At 47.1% G+C, this 14640-nt stretch carries 14 protein-coding genes and 1 other RNA gene; 4 read left to right on the plus strand and 11 right to left on the minus strand.

Annotated features, from left to right (window positions below; translation table 11 throughout):
* Positions 1–35: 35 nt before the first annotated feature.
* The 6 genes from WKT10_RS09895 to WKT10_RS09920 form a co-directional block, all read right to left on the minus strand.
* Positions 36–749 carry a hypothetical protein gene (locus tag WKT10_RS09895; protein ID WP_445293011.1) on the minus strand — a complete coding sequence of 238 codons (714 nt, stop codon included), beginning with the start codon at positions 747–749 and terminating at the stop codon, positions 36–38.
* Between the two features lie 117 nt (positions 750–866).
* Positions 867–1901 carry a sugar kinase gene (locus tag WKT10_RS09900; RefSeq protein WP_066549162.1) on the minus strand — a complete coding sequence of 345 codons (1035 nt, stop codon included), beginning with the start codon at positions 1899–1901 and terminating at the stop codon, positions 867–869.
* A gap of 123 nt (positions 1902–2024) precedes the next feature.
* Positions 2025–3056: a sugar kinase gene (locus tag WKT10_RS09905; protein WP_066549164.1), complete on the minus strand. Its 1032-nt coding sequence runs from the start codon at positions 3054–3056 to the stop codon at positions 2025–2027.
* Between the two features lie 85 nt (positions 3057–3141).
* Positions 3142–3795 carry a bifunctional 2-keto-4-hydroxyglutarate aldolase/2-keto-3-deoxy-6-phosphogluconate aldolase gene (locus tag WKT10_RS09910; RefSeq protein WP_066549166.1) on the minus strand — a complete coding sequence of 218 codons (654 nt, stop codon included), beginning with the start codon at positions 3793–3795 and terminating at the stop codon, positions 3142–3144.
* Positions 3796–3941: 146 nt separating this feature from the next.
* The gene (locus tag WKT10_RS09915) at positions 3942–4703 is read right to left on the minus strand and encodes an IclR family transcriptional regulator (protein ID WP_066549168.1); all 762 of its coding nucleotides are present in this window, start codon (positions 4701–4703) and stop codon (positions 3942–3944) included.
* A 46-nt stretch (positions 4704–4749) separates the two neighbouring features.
* Positions 4750–6234 carry a UxaA family hydrolase gene (locus WKT10_RS09920; RefSeq protein ID WP_066550888.1) on the minus strand — a complete coding sequence of 495 codons (1485 nt, stop codon included), beginning with the start codon at positions 6232–6234 and terminating at the stop codon, positions 4750–4752.
* A 212-nt stretch (positions 6235–6446) separates the two neighbouring features.
* Between WKT10_RS09920 and WKT10_RS09925 the strand changes: the two genes are divergently transcribed.
* Together WKT10_RS09925 and uxaC are read left to right on the plus strand one after the other, a co-directional pair.
* Positions 6447–7448: a LacI family DNA-binding transcriptional regulator gene (locus WKT10_RS09925; protein WP_340276960.1), complete on the plus strand. Its 1002-nt coding sequence runs from the start codon at positions 6447–6449 to the stop codon at positions 7446–7448.
* A gap of 22 nt (positions 7449–7470) precedes the next feature.
* Positions 7471–8886 carry a glucuronate isomerase gene (gene uxaC, locus WKT10_RS09930; RefSeq protein ID WP_340276962.1) on the plus strand — a complete coding sequence of 472 codons (1416 nt, stop codon included), beginning with the start codon at positions 7471–7473 and terminating at the stop codon, positions 8884–8886.
* Between the two features lie 57 nt (positions 8887–8943).
* Here the strand turns inward: uxaC and WKT10_RS09935 are convergent, their stop codons facing one another.
* From WKT10_RS09935 to rnpB, 3 genes are all read right to left on the minus strand, one after another.
* Positions 8944–9582, minus strand: coding sequence for a GNAT family N-acetyltransferase (locus WKT10_RS09935; RefSeq protein WP_296038543.1), 639 nt, complete (start codon positions 9580–9582; stop codon positions 8944–8946).
* 369 nt (positions 9583–9951) lie between these two features.
* Positions 9952–10224: a TetR/AcrR family transcriptional regulator gene (locus WKT10_RS09940; RefSeq protein WP_340276963.1), complete on the minus strand. Its 273-nt coding sequence runs from the start codon at positions 10222–10224 to the stop codon at positions 9952–9954.
* Between the two features lie 137 nt (positions 10225–10361).
* An RNA gene (gene rnpB, locus WKT10_RS09945) (RNase P RNA component class A) lies at positions 10362–10717 on the minus strand.
* A 268-nt stretch (positions 10718–10985) separates the two neighbouring features.
* Here rnpB and yedE point away from each other — a divergent pair.
* Together yedE and WKT10_RS09955 are read left to right on the plus strand one after the other, a co-directional pair.
* Positions 10986–12047 (plus strand): YedE family putative selenium transporter, encoded by a 1062-nt coding sequence (gene yedE / locus WKT10_RS09950; protein ID WP_337933880.1) that lies wholly within the window; start codon positions 10986–10988, stop codon positions 12045–12047.
* Between the two features lie 26 nt (positions 12048–12073).
* Complete coding sequence (locus WKT10_RS09955; RefSeq protein WP_340276966.1) at positions 12074–12280, plus strand: sulfurtransferase TusA family protein; 207 nt, start codon at positions 12074–12076, stop codon at positions 12278–12280.
* A 189-nt stretch (positions 12281–12469) separates the two neighbouring features.
* On the opposite strand, the gene WKT10_RS09960 is transcribed toward WKT10_RS09955, so the two are convergent.
* Both WKT10_RS09960 and WKT10_RS09965 read right to left on the minus strand, forming a co-directional pair.
* Positions 12470–13426 (minus strand): TIGR03943 family putative permease subunit, encoded by a 957-nt coding sequence (locus WKT10_RS09960; RefSeq protein WP_337933935.1) that lies wholly within the window; start codon positions 13424–13426, stop codon positions 12470–12472.
* A gap of 13 nt (positions 13427–13439) precedes the next feature.
* Complete coding sequence (locus WKT10_RS09965) at positions 13440–14561, minus strand: CobW family GTP-binding protein (protein WP_340276968.1); 1122 nt, start codon at positions 14559–14561, stop codon at positions 13440–13442.
* Positions 14562–14640: the final 79 nt, after the last annotated feature.

Genomic DNA, 14640 nt, shown 5'->3' on the forward strand with positions numbered 1-14640 from the left:
CCATTTCCGGCAAAGCCTGATTCTTTTTTATGGGATTATTCTGCAAATACCATGATTTTTGTGGCTGTATTGTCATCTCCCGACCATACGACCACCTTTTTACCCTGGGTCAGATCATCCAGAGTTACAATATTTCTTGTAAGATATGGGAAAATGTCACAGTCCTCTGCCAGAATGTACTCTGTGCCGTCTGAAGCCGTAAGCACCGTCTGGGAGCTGCCTGCATCTGTAATGACAGAGTCTGCCTCCACATAATCAGGCACCTTAAAATCCGCAGGAATATTGGCAAAAATGATAGCAGCATTGGTCATGGGCGGAAGGCTCATCGTCATAGCCGGACCAATGTACACATAGATCGTCTCCCCATCCTGGATATCCTCTAATGTAAGGGGCGTACCAGAAACTGCATCCAGGATCAGGGTGGATTCCTGAGAGATATTTAGGATGATCTCTCCCTCAGCGCTCACGCCGGAACGGTTATCAATGGAAAGACGCCCGTCCTCCATATGGGATGCCGAACCGTAAATCCGTACAGGCTGCAGCTCCTCGTTTGGAGTTTCTTCCATGCTTTCAATGGGGCCCGTTACCGCTTCCACTACTGTGGCGGCCTCAGCAGACTCTGGCTGAGATGCATCTGCCTGAGTCTGGGCACTTTCTGCTTTTGTATTCATGGCGCAGCCGCTGATCCCGATCACCGCTGCCGCGCAAATTGCTGCTACGCAAAAATAGTATCTTCTCAATGTAATCACTCCTTTAATCACGGTTTCCCGCCGGTTACATTTTGAAGTATATACTATTTTTCCCAAAAATCCAATAAAGTAATTCTTAACATTTCTGACGTAAGAATTAAACTACCGTCTTCTCTCCTATCTTGCCATCTCGCTCTGAGGACCGGACTGGTTATGAGCTTTGATGATGGTCTGGATCTCTTCCAGATTAGAGGACGGAAGATCTCCCGGAATGGTATTCTTTACTGCTGCGGTAGCATTTCCGAAGGCAATGGCCTTTGAGCAGTCGCCGCCGCTGCTTAAAAGCCCGTAAAGCGCACCAGAAATATAAGCGTCTCCGCTTCCGATCCGATCTACCACCTCGATATCCCTATATGGCTCCTCCTCATAATAGGTATCTCTGGCAGCATCATAGATTACAGAACCGAAGGTATGTCTCTTGGGGCTGTGTACAATTCGCTGAGTGGATGCCACAATGGAAATCGGATACTCCTCCGTAAAGCTCTTCATCATCTCTTTTGCTGTGCCTGTCTTTAAGAAGGTAAGGCGTGCTGTATCCTCAGAACAGAAAAAGATATCAACATACGGAAGGATCTTAAGGATACACTCTCTGGCCTCATCTCCGCTCCATAAGTTGCCGCGGAAGTTTACGTCAAAGGAAACCAGGGTTCCTGCTTCTTTAAAACGCTTGATCATCTCAATGGTTGTCTCACGGATCTGCGGGCTTAAAGCAAGGGTGATGCCTGTGGTGTGGAAACATTTGGAGGCAGTATAGACCTCTTTTGGAATCTCGTCAATATTGAGGCTGAAAAAGGAACTGTTCATACGGTCATAGATCACCTTTGGTTTTCTGGGATATGCTCCATTTTCATAGTAATAAATGCCAACGCGGGCAGAGGGAGAATCATCATACATAAAAAAGTCATCGCTGACGCCAAAGGAACGGATCTTTCCCTTCATAAAGCTTCCAATATCATGGGAGGGAAGCTTGGAGATAACACCAGTGCGAAGTCCCAGCAAGGAAGCACCTACCGCCACGTTTAATTCTGCTCCGCCTACCTGCTTTACAAAGGTATCACCTCTTGAAAGGCGGTCGTTATCCGGCGGAGAAAGCCTTAAAAGAAGCTGTCCAAGGGTCAGAAGATCAAAGCTTCTACTCGTATATTCTGCCATATTTGTATCCTCCTAAATATTTTTCATTAAATGACAGGGAGCCTGTCTGAAAATCCATCTTTGAAACGCAATTTTCAAACAGGCTCCGCTGTTTACAGAGTATATATTGTGTTCGTAAAGTGATTATCTCTGAACACGGCCAGATCCGTCGCCGCCTGCCAGATTATCAACATCTGCACGGGTAACCAGGTTGAAGTCGCCAGGAATGGTGTGCTTTAATGCGGAAGCTGCTACTGCAAACTCCAGAGCTGCCTTCATATCCTTGCCGTCAGCCAGACCGCAGATCAGACCGCCTGCGAAGGAGTCGCCGCCGCCTACACGGTCAACGATTGGAGTGATATGGTACTTTCTGGAGTGATAGAACTCACGGGTCTTTCCATCCATGATGCATGCAGACCAGCCATTATCGGAAGCGCTGTGGCTTTCACGCAGAGAGCTGATGATATACTTGAAGCCAAACTTATCAGCCATCTGATTGAAGATATCAACATAGCCTGCCAGCTCCAGCTCGCCGGAAGTAACATCTGTGTTGCCTGGCTTGAATCCAAGAACCTTCTCAGCATCCTCTTCGTTGCCAATGCAAACGTCTACATACTGCATCAGGTTAGTCATAACCTTCTGAGCCTTCTCGGAGGACCACAGCTTCTTACGGAAGTTTAAGTCTACGGAAACAGTTACGCCGTGAGCCTTAGCTGCCTTTAAAGCTGCCTCTGTCAGCTCGATTGCTGCATCGCTGACAGCTGGAGTAATACCTGTGAAATGGAACCAGTCAGCATCCTTGAAAATCTCATCAAAGTTGAACTCATCTGCTGTAGCTGTAGCGATCGCACTGTTTGCACGGTCATAAACTACATTGGAAGCTCTCATTGCAGAACCGGTCTCTAAGAAGTAGATACCCAGTCTCTCGCCGCTTCTTGCGATATGCTTTGTACCTACATTGTACTTTCTTAAAGCTGCTACTGCACAGTCACCAATCGGATTTGCCGGTACTGCTGTAACAAACTCAACATCATGGCCATAGTTAGCCAGAGATACTGCTACGTTAGCCTCACCGCCGCCGTAGTTAACATCAAACTCGTCTGCCTGGATAAATTTCTCATTATTCGGGGTAGATAATCTTAACATGATCTCGCCCATGGTAACGATCTTTGCCATTTTTATAATCTCCTTATTCTCTTACTCTATCTGCGCCGCCCGGATCAGCCGGGCGGTGGCTTCTTTGTCTCAGCGAAATGATTTCTTATTTAGCTCTTGCTGCAGCTACTGCGTCTACAAACTCCTTAGCCTTTGCGGTAACAGCTGCGAAATCGCCGGTCTTAGCGCCCTTTGTTAAGCTGCTTCCGGTTCCAACTGCGTATGCGCCTGCCTTGATCCACTTGTCAACGTTATCAACATCAACGCCGCCGGATGGCATGAACTCACCCTGAGGAAGGGGACCCTTGAAGGAGCTGATTGCTGCCGGTCCTACGATATTGCCTGGGAAGATCTTGATTACGTCGCATCCTGCCTCCATAGCTGCAATAGCCTCGGTTGGAGTCATAACGCCTGGCAGCATAGGTACTCTGTAGCGGTTGCACATCTTGATTGTCTCAAGGTTTAAGCCTGGGCTTACTACATAGTTAGCACCTGCCATGATAGCCATTCTTGCAGTCTCAGGATCCAGAACAGTACCTGCGCCGATTACTACCTTATCATTATCCTTATATTTCTCTACCATATTTGCGATCAGATCAATGGGGCTGCCCTCATCAACGGTCATACAGATCTCGATGAAGTTGATGCCGCCGGCTACGATAGAATCGATCACCTTCTCGCCCTGCTCCAGGTTCTTTGCACGAACCACAGCTACCAGACAGTCTTCTTTCAGTCTTGCCAGAACTTGTTCTTTTTTCATTTCTCTTCTCCTTCTTTCATCTTTGTTCGTAAATACGAATATACTTCATATTTACGATTTTTTATAATTAAATTCTAATAGTTACCGCATGATTTGTCAACAGGAAACCAGCGAAAAAATGTACATTTTTACACGCAATCCGCCCATTATCTTTTACCTATATATCCCAAAAGCCTTGAAAGCATGGCGGCCTTTTCACAGACTCTTCGTCCCAGCGCTTCATAATCCTCTGTTGGCTTATAAAGGCTGGAAACGCTGATCGCTCCCATAACCGTTCCATCCGGGCCAAAAACCGGAGCGCCGACACATTCCATATGCTCCTCCAGTTCTCTGGCGTCCAGGGCATAGCCCTTTTCCTTTACTTTTTCCAGTTCATCCAGAAAACAGGCCTTATCCCGGATGGTACGTTCTGTAAATGCCCTGAAATGGATCCGCTCCGTAAGAGCCAGCCGCTCCTCCTCTTCTGAATAAGCCAGGATTGCTTTTCCAAGTGAGGTGCAGTAAATAGGGTTTTTAGTGCCTACCGTGGCTGTTGTGATAATGGGATTTTCCGGCTCATATTTACAGATATATACGATCTCGTCATCCGCTCGGACGCCGAAGAATACGGTCTTTCCCACTTCTTTTGAAAAAGCCTTTAAAACCGGATCTATGGTTCCGATAAAATCCATATTGTTGGTATAATTGATTCCTACCCGATAGGCGGTAAGCCCTATGGTATAACGCTGCTTCTGCTCTCTGGCCACATGAATCATCCCCGTATGCACCAGAGTTGTAAGAATATCATAGGCGCTTGTCTTTGGGATGGAAAGCTGCTCACAGATCTGATCCAGCGTAATGCCGTCCGGCTTTTTTGACACCAGTTTTAATATATCCACCGTCCGCAGTGCCGTCCTGTTTAATTTCATCGTGTCTCCTTATTATATGCAGTCCGGACTACCTGCCCGGTTCATTTTACAGGGTCACGCCCTGTTTAAAGATAGCCATATCATGGAAACCTGCTTCCTCAGATTTTACCTTGCGGCCGGAAGCAACCTCCAGCACATAGCCAAGCAGTTCCTCTGCCAGTTCTTCCTTTGTCTTATCCTCGACCATACGGCCTGCGTTAAAATCGATCCAGTTATTCTTGTGGCCTGCAAGCTTGGAATTACTGGAAATCTTTACAGTAGGAACCGGGGATGCAAAGGGTGTGCCGCGGCCGGTTGTAAAGAGCACCATATGGGCGCCGGACACAGCCAGGGCCGTAGCTGCCACCAGGTCATTGCCGGGAGCACTTAAAAGATTTAAGCCCTTTACCTTAACCGGTTCGCCGTACTCCAGCACTCCCTTTACAAGAGCGCTTCCGGACTTCTGGGTGCAGCCTAAGGACTTGTCCTCCAGAGTGGAAATACCGCCCTTTTTGTTACCGGGGGATGGATTTTCATAAATGGTCTGGTTATGGCTTGTGAAGTAATTTTTAAAATTATTGATCAGGTCTACGGTCTTGTCAAAAAGTTCCGGAGTTGCACAGCGGTTCATAAGAAGGGTCTCAGCGCCGAACATCTCAGGCACCTCAGTCAGGATCGTTGTACCGCCCTTGCTTACTAAAAGATCGGAAAATGCTCCTACTACCGGATTGGCCGTGATTCCGGAAAGTCCGTCGGAGCCGCCACATTTCATGCCGATAATCAGCTCGCTGGCATCAATTTTCTCTCTGGAAAATGCTCCTGCATAGGCTGCCAGCTCTCCGATCAGCTTCATGGCCTCCTCCATCTCGTCCTCTACATCCTGGCACTGGAGGAACTTCACTCTCTGTTCGTCATACGCTCCGATATAGTCCATAAGCACAGGAATATTGCTGTTTTCGCAGCCCAGTCCCAGAACAAGCACGCCGCCTGCATTTGGATGGTGGATCATATCTGCCAGAACCTTACGGGTATTTTCCTGATCGTCTCCCATCTGGGAGCAGCCGTATGGATGCTGGAATGCGATCACGTCCTCTACATTGCCTCCCACAAATTTCTTAGCAGCCGTTTCCAGGGCCTTTGCAATGGAGTTCACACAGCCTACGGTAGGAATGATCCAGATTTCATTGCGGATTCCTGCCTTCCCGTCGGTTCTGCGGTAGCCTTCAAAATATGTGTGCTCTGTGGGTTCTACATCCTGATGGCCTTCCGGCTCATAATCATAAGTAAGAACATCTCCAAGAGCCGTCTTCACATTATGAACGTGAACCCACTGTCCCGGCTGGATATCTTCCTTGGCAAAACCGATGCGGAAGCCGTACTTTACAACCTCTTCTCCGCTCTTTATTTCCCTCAGCGCAAACTTGTGGCCCTGGGGGATATCTTCCATAAGGGTCACTGCGGTTTCTGCCGCCTGCAGTACCTCTCCCTTATTTAAAGGGCGCAGTGCAACGGCAACATTGTCATTCTGATTGATCTTTACAATATCCTGCATGATCGCTTCATTCTCCTGTTCTTTACTTGGTGCTCTCTGGCCTGACAGTCTTTTGGGGATGCCGGTCAGGTCTATGTAAGTGCTTACATTCATTTTATCCATTTTCCCGTAAGAAGTCAATAAAAAAATAGAAAACTCTTGCAATATTTTCCGAAAAAATGTATAATAAAGTTAGCTTGTAAGCGCTTACAGAATGTGAGGTTATTCCATACATGAATATATATGATGTATCAAAACATGCCGGAGTATCCATTGCCACGGTTTCCCGTGTATTAAACGGCAATCCCAATGTCAGCGAGCGTACCCGTGAAAAGGTTCTGCGCGTCATGGATGAACTTGGCTATACACCCAATGTATTTGCCAGAGGACTGGGGCTTGACACCATGCAGACCATAGGGATCATGTGTTCCGATTCCTCCGATCCCTATCTGGCCGGTGCCATCTACTATCTGGAACGGGAACTTCGCAGCCATAACTATGATTCTATTCTCTGCTGTACGGGTTATGATCTGAAGGTCAAGCAGAAGTATTTTAATCTGCTGCGCTCCAAGCGTGTAGACGCCATTATTCTGGCCGGTTCAAAATTTGTGGAGCTTTGCCCCAAGGATAATGATTATATCTTAAAAGCTGCACATGATATACCTGTCATGCTTGTAAACGGTTATCTGGAGGGGGAAAATATCTACAGCACAGTCTGCGATGATTATTCTGCTGTGTATGATGCGGTTTCCCGGCTGATCCGTTCCGGAAGCAGGCGGATTCTTTATCTGTATACCAGCTATTCTTACAGCGGGTTAAACAAGATGGATGGATATAAGGCAGCTCTTACTTCCTGCGGACTTCCCGTGCGGGAGGATCTGATCCATCAGTGTCTCAAAAATCTTGAGGATGCCAGAGACCTGCTCCTGAGACTGTCAAAACAGGGGCTTGACTTCGATGCAGTTGTAACCTCGGATGATTCCCTGGCAGTAGGAGCGGTTAAATACGCCCATGCAAAAGGGATTTCCGTACCAGACCAGCTCAGTATCATCGGCTATAATAATTCTCTTTTATCCCGCTGTACAGATCCTGAGATCACCTCTATCGACAGCCGGGTGGAGACACTGTGTACGACTACAGTAAAAACACTTATGGGAGTTTTCAGCGGCGAATCTGTGCCCAGCCGGACTACGATCGCCTCTGATCTTATAAAAAGAAACACCACAAACTTTTAACATTTAAGGAGGCTCTACTAAAATGAAACAGTTTTTAGACAAGGATTTCTTATTATCTACCGAAATGGCTCAGACGCTTTATCACGACTATGCTGAGACCATGCCTATCCTGGACTATCACTGCCATATCAATCCCCAGGAAATCTGTGAGGATCGCAAATTTGAGAATATCACTCAGGTATGGCTGGGAGGCGACCACTACAAATGGCGTCAGATGCGTTCCAACGGCGTTGATGAAAAATATATCACCGGCGACGCTACGGATAGGGAGAAATTCCAGGCTTGGGCCGAGACCCTTCCAAAGCTGATCGGCAACCCCCTGTACCACTGGAGCCATCTTGAATTAAGAAGATACTTCGGCTACGAGGGCTACTTAAACGGCGATACCGCTGAGGAAGTATGGAATCTGTGCAACGCAAAGCTGCAGGAGGATTCCATGACTGTACGCAACCTGATCCGCCAGTCCAATGTTACCTTAATCTGCACCACCGATGATCCGGTTGACACCCTGGAATACCACAAGAAGCTGGCTGAGGATACTTCCTTTGAGGTACAGGTTCTTCCCGCATGGAGACCTGATAAGGCTATGAACGTTGAAAAGCCAACCTATGCAGCTTATATTAAACAGCTCTCTAAGGTAAGCGGCGTTGAGATCAAGGATTTTGCTTCTTTAAAAGAGGCCTTAAAGAACCGTATGGAATTCTTTAATTCCATGAAGTGCTGTGTATCCGACCATGCTCTTGAGTATGTAATGTACGCTCCTGCTTCTGACGCAGAGGTGGACGCCATCATCGCAAAGGGCTTAAAGGGCGAAGCTGTTTCCCGCGAAGAAGAGTTAAAGTACAAGACCGCGTTCATGCTGTTTGTTGCAAGAGAATACAACAGAATGGGCTGGATCATGCAGCTTCACTACGGCTGCAAGCGCGACAACAACGCATATATGTTTGAGCAGCTTGGTCCTGATACCGGCTTTGACTGTATCAACAACTACGCTCCAAGCGCACAGATGGCAGACTTCTTAAATGCATTAAGCGCTACCAATGAGATTCCAAAGACCATCATCTACTCCTTAAATCCAAATGATAATGCTTCCATCGGCACCATCCTGGGCTGCTTCCAGGAGAAGTTCCCCGGCAAGATCCAGCAGGGTTCCGCATGGTGGTTCAATGATCACAAGACCGGCATGACCGAGCAGATGACCTCTCTTGGAAACTTAGGCTGCCTCGGAAACTTCATTGGTATGCTGACCGACTCCAGAAGCTTCCTGTCCTACACCAGACATGAGTATTTCCGCCGCATTATGTGCGAACTGATCGGCGGCTGGGTAGACAACGGCGAATATCCGGCAGATATGAAGTCCTTAGAGACCATCGTAAAGGGTATCTGTTACAACAATGCTGTAAATTACTTTGGATTTGATTTAAAGACGGTAGAGTAATTTAAACGTATATTCAAAATGGGAGGTTCCCTTTGACGGGGCCTCCCATTTTCGATCCTATTCTTCTATAAACGAATGGCTCATAATATAAAATTCATCCTGGCTGGGCTGGTATTTCTTTTCCATCTTTTCCAGAGTATCATCATATTTCTGTGCCTCTTCTTCACTGATTGCCATCACCGGGCTGTCCTGGTAAATCCATTTGTGTCCGTCAAGAGCGCCGGGAATCAGTTCCCTTACCATCATTGCAGAAGGATATTTTCCATTTTCCGTACCTACATTGTATTTTTTGCAGCTCTTAAAGCCGCACCCCACATAATTGACCGGGCTTCCAAATATCACCACTGTGTCATATCCAAGCTTAACAGCCTTTTCAAAGGAATGTTCGATCAGCTTTCTGCCATAGCCCCTTCTCTGATAACCAGGCTTAATGCAGACCGGGCCAAAGGTCAAAATCTCCTTTTTATTTCCTTCTTCATCCAAAAGCCATGCTTTTGTGTACATGATATTTCCTATTACAGTTCCATTTAACTCCAGGACAAAGTCCAGCTCCGGTATAAAATCCTCATGTTCCCGCATAATATGCACCAGATAATGCTCGACGCATCCGGGAACATACATATTGTAAAAGGCTTCTCTTGTGATCTGCTCAACGATTGCGTAGTCTGCTTTCTCTTCATTTCTGATATTGATCATTTCCTGCATTCTTGTTTCCTCCTCAGGCAATAAATATTTGCGAAAAAAATCATCCATCTGCTTCTCGTAGACGGCTTCCATCTCTTCTTTGTCTTTCTTACGTCCAGTTCTGTCGGCCATGTTTAGTAACAAATAAAACGGCACATAAAACTCAACTGCCAGCTGTCTGGGCTTTTTTTATAAGCTTGCCATGTATTATCATTTCACGAAAAATATCTTCTATGTAAGTTAGCGGACCGTCTGTTAAAACCTTTTCATACAATGTGCCTGCTTCTGTGGTTTTATACTGTTCAAGAGTCAGCATTTTCCGAAAATTGCAGGCAGTTTCATCCATACTCCAATAATGAAACTGGGAAAGCATATACTCCTTCAGGCTTTTGGGAGATACATCTGAAAAGGAATCTGGCATTTCGGAAAACTCTTTTTCAGGGACCCGCTCTTTCTGGAGCGTTCTGCATCCAGTTCACAGACATATGTAAAAATAGAATCAAAGACATCTCTTTTATTTTTGTAATGCTTATATAATGCGCCTTTTGTCATGCCCAGAGTCCCTGCAATCTGGCTGACTGAAACTGCTTCGTAGCCCTTTACGACAAATAATCCCAGCGCAGCTTTTAAAATACTTTCTTTTGTGTCCGTCATAGTAAGACCTCCAGAAGTAAACAATCGTTCACTTGTCAAGGCTATTTTATCTACCCTTTCCATCCTTTCAGGCAACAAAAAAGACCACCCCTCCAAAAGCCGCTGTATGCGTCCTTTGCTTAGATGATCTCTCTTCACGTGTGAGCAAAACGATAAGCCGGGTTATGTCGTTGGATGGCCATCTATCTAGAACTGCTGTCGCCAGCAGTCTCAAGCAACCTACCCGGAAGCTGACGGGCCGCCATATGCTTCCTGTTTGGTCTTGCTTCGAGTGGGGTTTACATGTGCCCCGCCTGTTACCAGCCGGGCGGTAGTCTCTTACACTGCCCTTCCACCCTTACCTGCCTGCTTTCGCAGACTGGCGGTATATTTCTGTTGCACTGTCCCTGGAGTCGCCTCCGCCAGACGTTATCTGGCACCCTGCCCTGTGAAGCCCGGACTTTCCTCTCCTGCGGCCTCTCGGTATCGCAGCAGCGGCCATCTGTCTTACTCACAACTATAGTAGTTTAACACAAAACCGGCGGCATGTCCAGTTTTTGAGAATTTTTCTTCAACTCATTTTTCCTGAATTGGAAAATTATACAAAAACCAGTTGACCTCTCCTTCTGTTAATGCTACAATTTAATCAGAAAAAGGAATACGCAGTTGGAGCTTCCTAAATGTTTCAGTAAAAGCCGGCTCGGCCACCGTCCCAGAGTGGTCAGGCCGTTTTTTATTGCCTGCGTTATTCTTTTTTAAATATAACGTTTGGAGGGAATGAAATGAAAGAAACACTCAATTCAAAAAAGGGGCTGCTTATATGGGGCGGCCTGCTGGGAGCCGTGGCTGTATGGCTGGCTATTATGGGAAATCCCGGAAATATGGCATTTTGTATCGCCTGCTTTATCCGCGACATTGCAGGCGCAGCCAAGCTGCACACGGCACCCATTGTACAATATATGCGCCCTGAAATCGCAGGCCTGATAGCCGGAGCTTTCATTATTTCCATGGCCACCGGGGAATACCGCTCTACCGCCGGCTCCTCTCCCATGATCCGCTTTCTTTTGGGAATTATTACTATGATCGGCGCTCTGGTTTTTCTGGGATGTCCATTGCGCATGGTCATCCGTATGGCCGCCGGAGATCTGAATGCCTATATGGGACTGATTGGTTTTGTGCTGGGTGTAGGCACCGGCTGTATCTTTTTGAAAAAGGGCTTCAGTCTGGGACGATCCTTTGATACGAAAAAAGAAAACGGCTACATAATTCCTGCCATTTTCCTGAGTCTTCTGGTTTTAAGCATCGCTACTCCTCTTTTTGCAGCAAGTACAGAAGGTCCCGGAAGCCTTCATGCTCCCATCCTCGTATCCCTGGCAGCCGGTCTGATCTTCGGCGCCGCTGCTCAGAAAGCAAGAGCCTGCTTCGCAGGCGGTATCCGCGATGTGATCCTGATGAAAAACTTTGATCTTTTAAGTGTAATTGCCGGACTTTTTGGCGTAATGCTGGTTTACAACCTGGTATCCGGCAATTTTAAACCGGGATTTGAGGGCCAGCCTATTGCCCATGCAGAAACTCTCTGGAATATCCTTGGCACCTATACCGTAGGCTTTGCAGCCGTATTAGCCGGAGGCTGTCCTCTGCGCCAGCTGATTCTGGCAGGCCAGGGGTCTTCGGATGCCGCTGTTAATGTGCTTGGCATGCTGGTTGGTGCAGCCCTGTGCCACAACTTTGGCCTGGCTTCCAGCGGAACAGGAACCACGCCTGCGGGACGGATCATGTGTATCGTATGTATTGCGGTGCTCTTTGCTGTGGCTGCTTCCTGTATGAGAAGAACAAAAAAATAATTCTTAAAAAGGAGATGATAAAATTTATGAAAGAAATAGATGTAAGAGGGCTTTCCTGCCCGGAGCCGGTGCTGATTGTAATGGATGAAATGGATGCTGCTCCAAAGGAGCCTCTGGCTGTTCTGTCGGATGCAGCCCACACCAGAGATAATCTTTTAAAGCTGGCTCATGAATATCACAGAGAAGCCTCCGTAGAAATGAAAGGCAAGGATTATGTGATAACCATCAGCTAATATAACGGCCTGCCATCTGAAGCGCTTTTCGGATAGCAGGCATTTTTCTTTTCGTATAGTCATATGCCAGTTTTACGGAATCTTCCATGGTTTCAAAGGTGAGAAGCCCTACCTGCTCCCCTTTTGCATCCGCTCTTATTTATAAAATATGAGGATACCGGCCTTTCTGAGCCAGTATCCCCATCATTTTTAAAACTGTACAATATCCTTGATCTCTGCAGCCGATTCTACATTTTCACCATAGAGAACCGGGCCTTCGCCGTGGTAGTCCTTCTGATACTCAATTCCTACCTTGGCCCGTACCTTTACCCACTGCTTGGTACGGTACTTTTCTGCATCCTTCCATTTGCACATAAAGCCAAGGAATGTCATATCGGCCTCACAGCAGGTCATGGCCATACGCCCCGGAACGAACTGTCCCTTTGGAAACTTGGGGGATTTTAATACCATAGCTGTGAACTCCACCGTTTTTCCCTGATACCGTTCCGGCTGATCCATGCAGTCAATATACCAGATTCCGTAATCCTCCGGCTTGATTTCAATTACATCCGCATTGATATCATAGGGAAGATCCTCTTCCAGAGTGGCCTGTTCGATCTCACCCTCTGCATCCTCCAGCACGATCTCGCTGTCCCGGCTCATGGCTCGGATGGTCCGGCGGTAAGAGGTAAGCTTTTCATCCGAAATCCCATCACAGCGGTTCATGATTACAAGCTCGGAACCGCGAAGCATTGCTCCTAACAGGGGCTTCATGTTCTGAACATAGAGATCAAACGTAGATCCGTCAATGATCGTGATCTGCTGGTAGATGAACCAGTCCTCAGGAAGCTTTAACTCGTCCTGATTCCACATGCCGTTCCACTCCATAATCACCCGTTCCGGACGGTAAATTACTTCTAATTCGTTGAGATATTCCGGGGTAAGCTTTGAAAAATCATCCACATAAACCACAGCTGTCCGATTTTTCTTAAGCTTTTTCTCGTCATACTCCGTATCTCCCTCTTCGCAGACAATCAGCAGTGTTTTTCCTTCTGTCTGAAAATAGTCCTGCTCCATGGTAAATTCCAAAAACTGGGTTTTTCCCGCTTCCAGAAATCCATTGATCAAAAAGAGGGGCATTACATTATCTTCAATTTCATTTCCCATCATATCAACCTCTTTAGCCTCTTCCAAACAGGCTGTTCAATTCTTCTTCCTTTAAGCTGGCTCCGATGACACATACCTTACCGGTATAATCGGGACGGCCCTGGCGGATCTCATACTGCTGGGGAACCAGATCAAAGTACAGCCACTCTCCCGGATTTTCCGTAGGAAGCATTCCCTTTGCCCGCAGTACATCGCCAAATTCCTTTGTATCTGCCAGACGCTTTAAGATGTCCTCCAGCTGATCCCTGGTAACAGGAACAATAGTTTCCATGCCCCAGCTGGTAAATACTTCATCTGCATGATGATGGTGGTGATGCTCATGATCGTGGCAGCCGCAGGTGCAGTCTTCGCCGTGGTCATGATGATGATGGTGCTCATGCTCCTCATGCTCATGACAGCCGCAGGTACAGGACTCGCCATGTTCATGGCCGTGATGGTGATCATGGCCCTCGTGATCATGGTGATGCTCACCGCAGCCGCACTCCTCATCATGATGGTGATGCGCTCTCACCTCTGCCATCAGATCATCCAGCATGGTGTCGCGCTTCTCAATAATCTCTAATAACTGGTCTCCGCCCAGCTCTCCCAGAGGAGTCGTCACAACGGCTGCCTTTGGATTTTTCTCACGGATCAGCTCCACATCCTTCTGGATCTTGGCCGGGTCTGTGATATCAGTACGGCTCAAAACAATGGTACCTGCATTTTCAATCTGATTATTGAAAAATTCACCGAAGTTTTTCATATACATTTTGCACTTTGCCGCATCCACAATGGTAACCGCGCTGTTTAAGGCCACATCCATATCTGCAGATACGTCGATTACAGCTTTCATAACATCAGACAGCTTTCCTACGCCGGAGGGCTCGATGATGATGCGGTCCGGCTTATAGGTCATCAGCACCTCTGCCAGAGATTTTCCAAAATCTCCCACCAGGGAACAGCAGATACAGCCGGAATTCATCTCACGGATCTCAATGCCGGAATCCTTTAAAAATCCGCCGTCGATCCCGATCTCGCCGAACTCATTTTCGATCAGCACAACCTGTTCGCCGGAAATGGCTTCCTGCAAAAGCTTCTTAATAAATGTAGTCTTTCCGGCTCCAAGGAAACCGGAGATAATATCAATCTTTGTCATTTTAATTTCTTCCTTCTTTCTACTGCAGTCACAGTCTTACCAACTAAATATTGTGGCACATCCCTCCGGGAATGTCAAG

Source organism: Enterocloster sp. HCN-30185, assembly GCF_037890305.1.
GTDB lineage: Bacteria > Bacillota > Clostridia > Lachnospirales > Lachnospiraceae > Enterocloster.

Excerpts from the sequence above, each read along its gene's own strand:
- WKT10_RS09900 (WP_066549162.1), bottom strand. The coding sequence starts at position 1,901 with ATGGCAGAATATACGAGTAGAAGCTTTGATCTTCTGACCCTTGGACAG.
- WKT10_RS09905 (WP_066549164.1), bottom strand. The coding sequence starts at position 3,056 with ATGGCAAAGATCGTTACCATGGGCGAGATCATGTTAAGATTATCTACC.
- WKT10_RS09910 (WP_066549166.1), bottom strand. The coding sequence starts at position 3,795 with ATGAAAAAAGAACAAGTTCTGGCAAGACTGAAAGAAGACTGTCTGGTA.
- WKT10_RS09915 (WP_066549168.1), bottom strand. The coding sequence starts at position 4,703 with ATGAAATTAAACAGGACGGCACTGCGGACGGTGGATATATTAAAACTG.
- WKT10_RS09920 (WP_066550888.1), bottom strand. The coding sequence starts at position 6,234 with ATGCAGGATATTGTAAAGATCAATCAGAATGACAATGTTGCCGTTGCA.
- WKT10_RS09925 (WP_340276960.1), top strand. The coding sequence starts at position 6,447 with ATGAATATATATGATGTATCAAAACATGCCGGAGTATCCATTGCCACG.
- uxaC (WP_340276962.1), top strand. The coding sequence starts at position 7,471 with ATGAAACAGTTTTTAGACAAGGATTTCTTATTATCTACCGAAATGGCT.
- WKT10_RS09935 (WP_296038543.1), bottom strand. The coding sequence starts at position 9,582 with ATGATCAATATCAGAAATGAAGAGAAAGCAGACTACGCAATCGTTGAG.
- WKT10_RS09940 (WP_340276963.1), bottom strand. The coding sequence starts at position 10,224 with ATGACGGACACAAAAGAAAGTATTTTAAAAGCTGCGCTGGGATTATTT.
- yedE (WP_337933880.1), top strand. The coding sequence starts at position 10,986 with ATGAAAGAAACACTCAATTCAAAAAAGGGGCTGCTTATATGGGGCGGC.
- WKT10_RS09955 (WP_340276966.1), top strand. The coding sequence starts at position 12,074 with ATGAAAGAAATAGATGTAAGAGGGCTTTCCTGCCCGGAGCCGGTGCTG.
- WKT10_RS09960 (WP_337933935.1), bottom strand. The coding sequence starts at position 13,426 with ATGGGAAATGAAATTGAAGATAATGTAATGCCCCTCTTTTTGATCAAT.
- WKT10_RS09965 (WP_340276968.1), bottom strand. The coding sequence starts at position 14,561 with ATGACAAAGATTGATATTATCTCCGGTTTCCTTGGAGCCGGAAAGACT.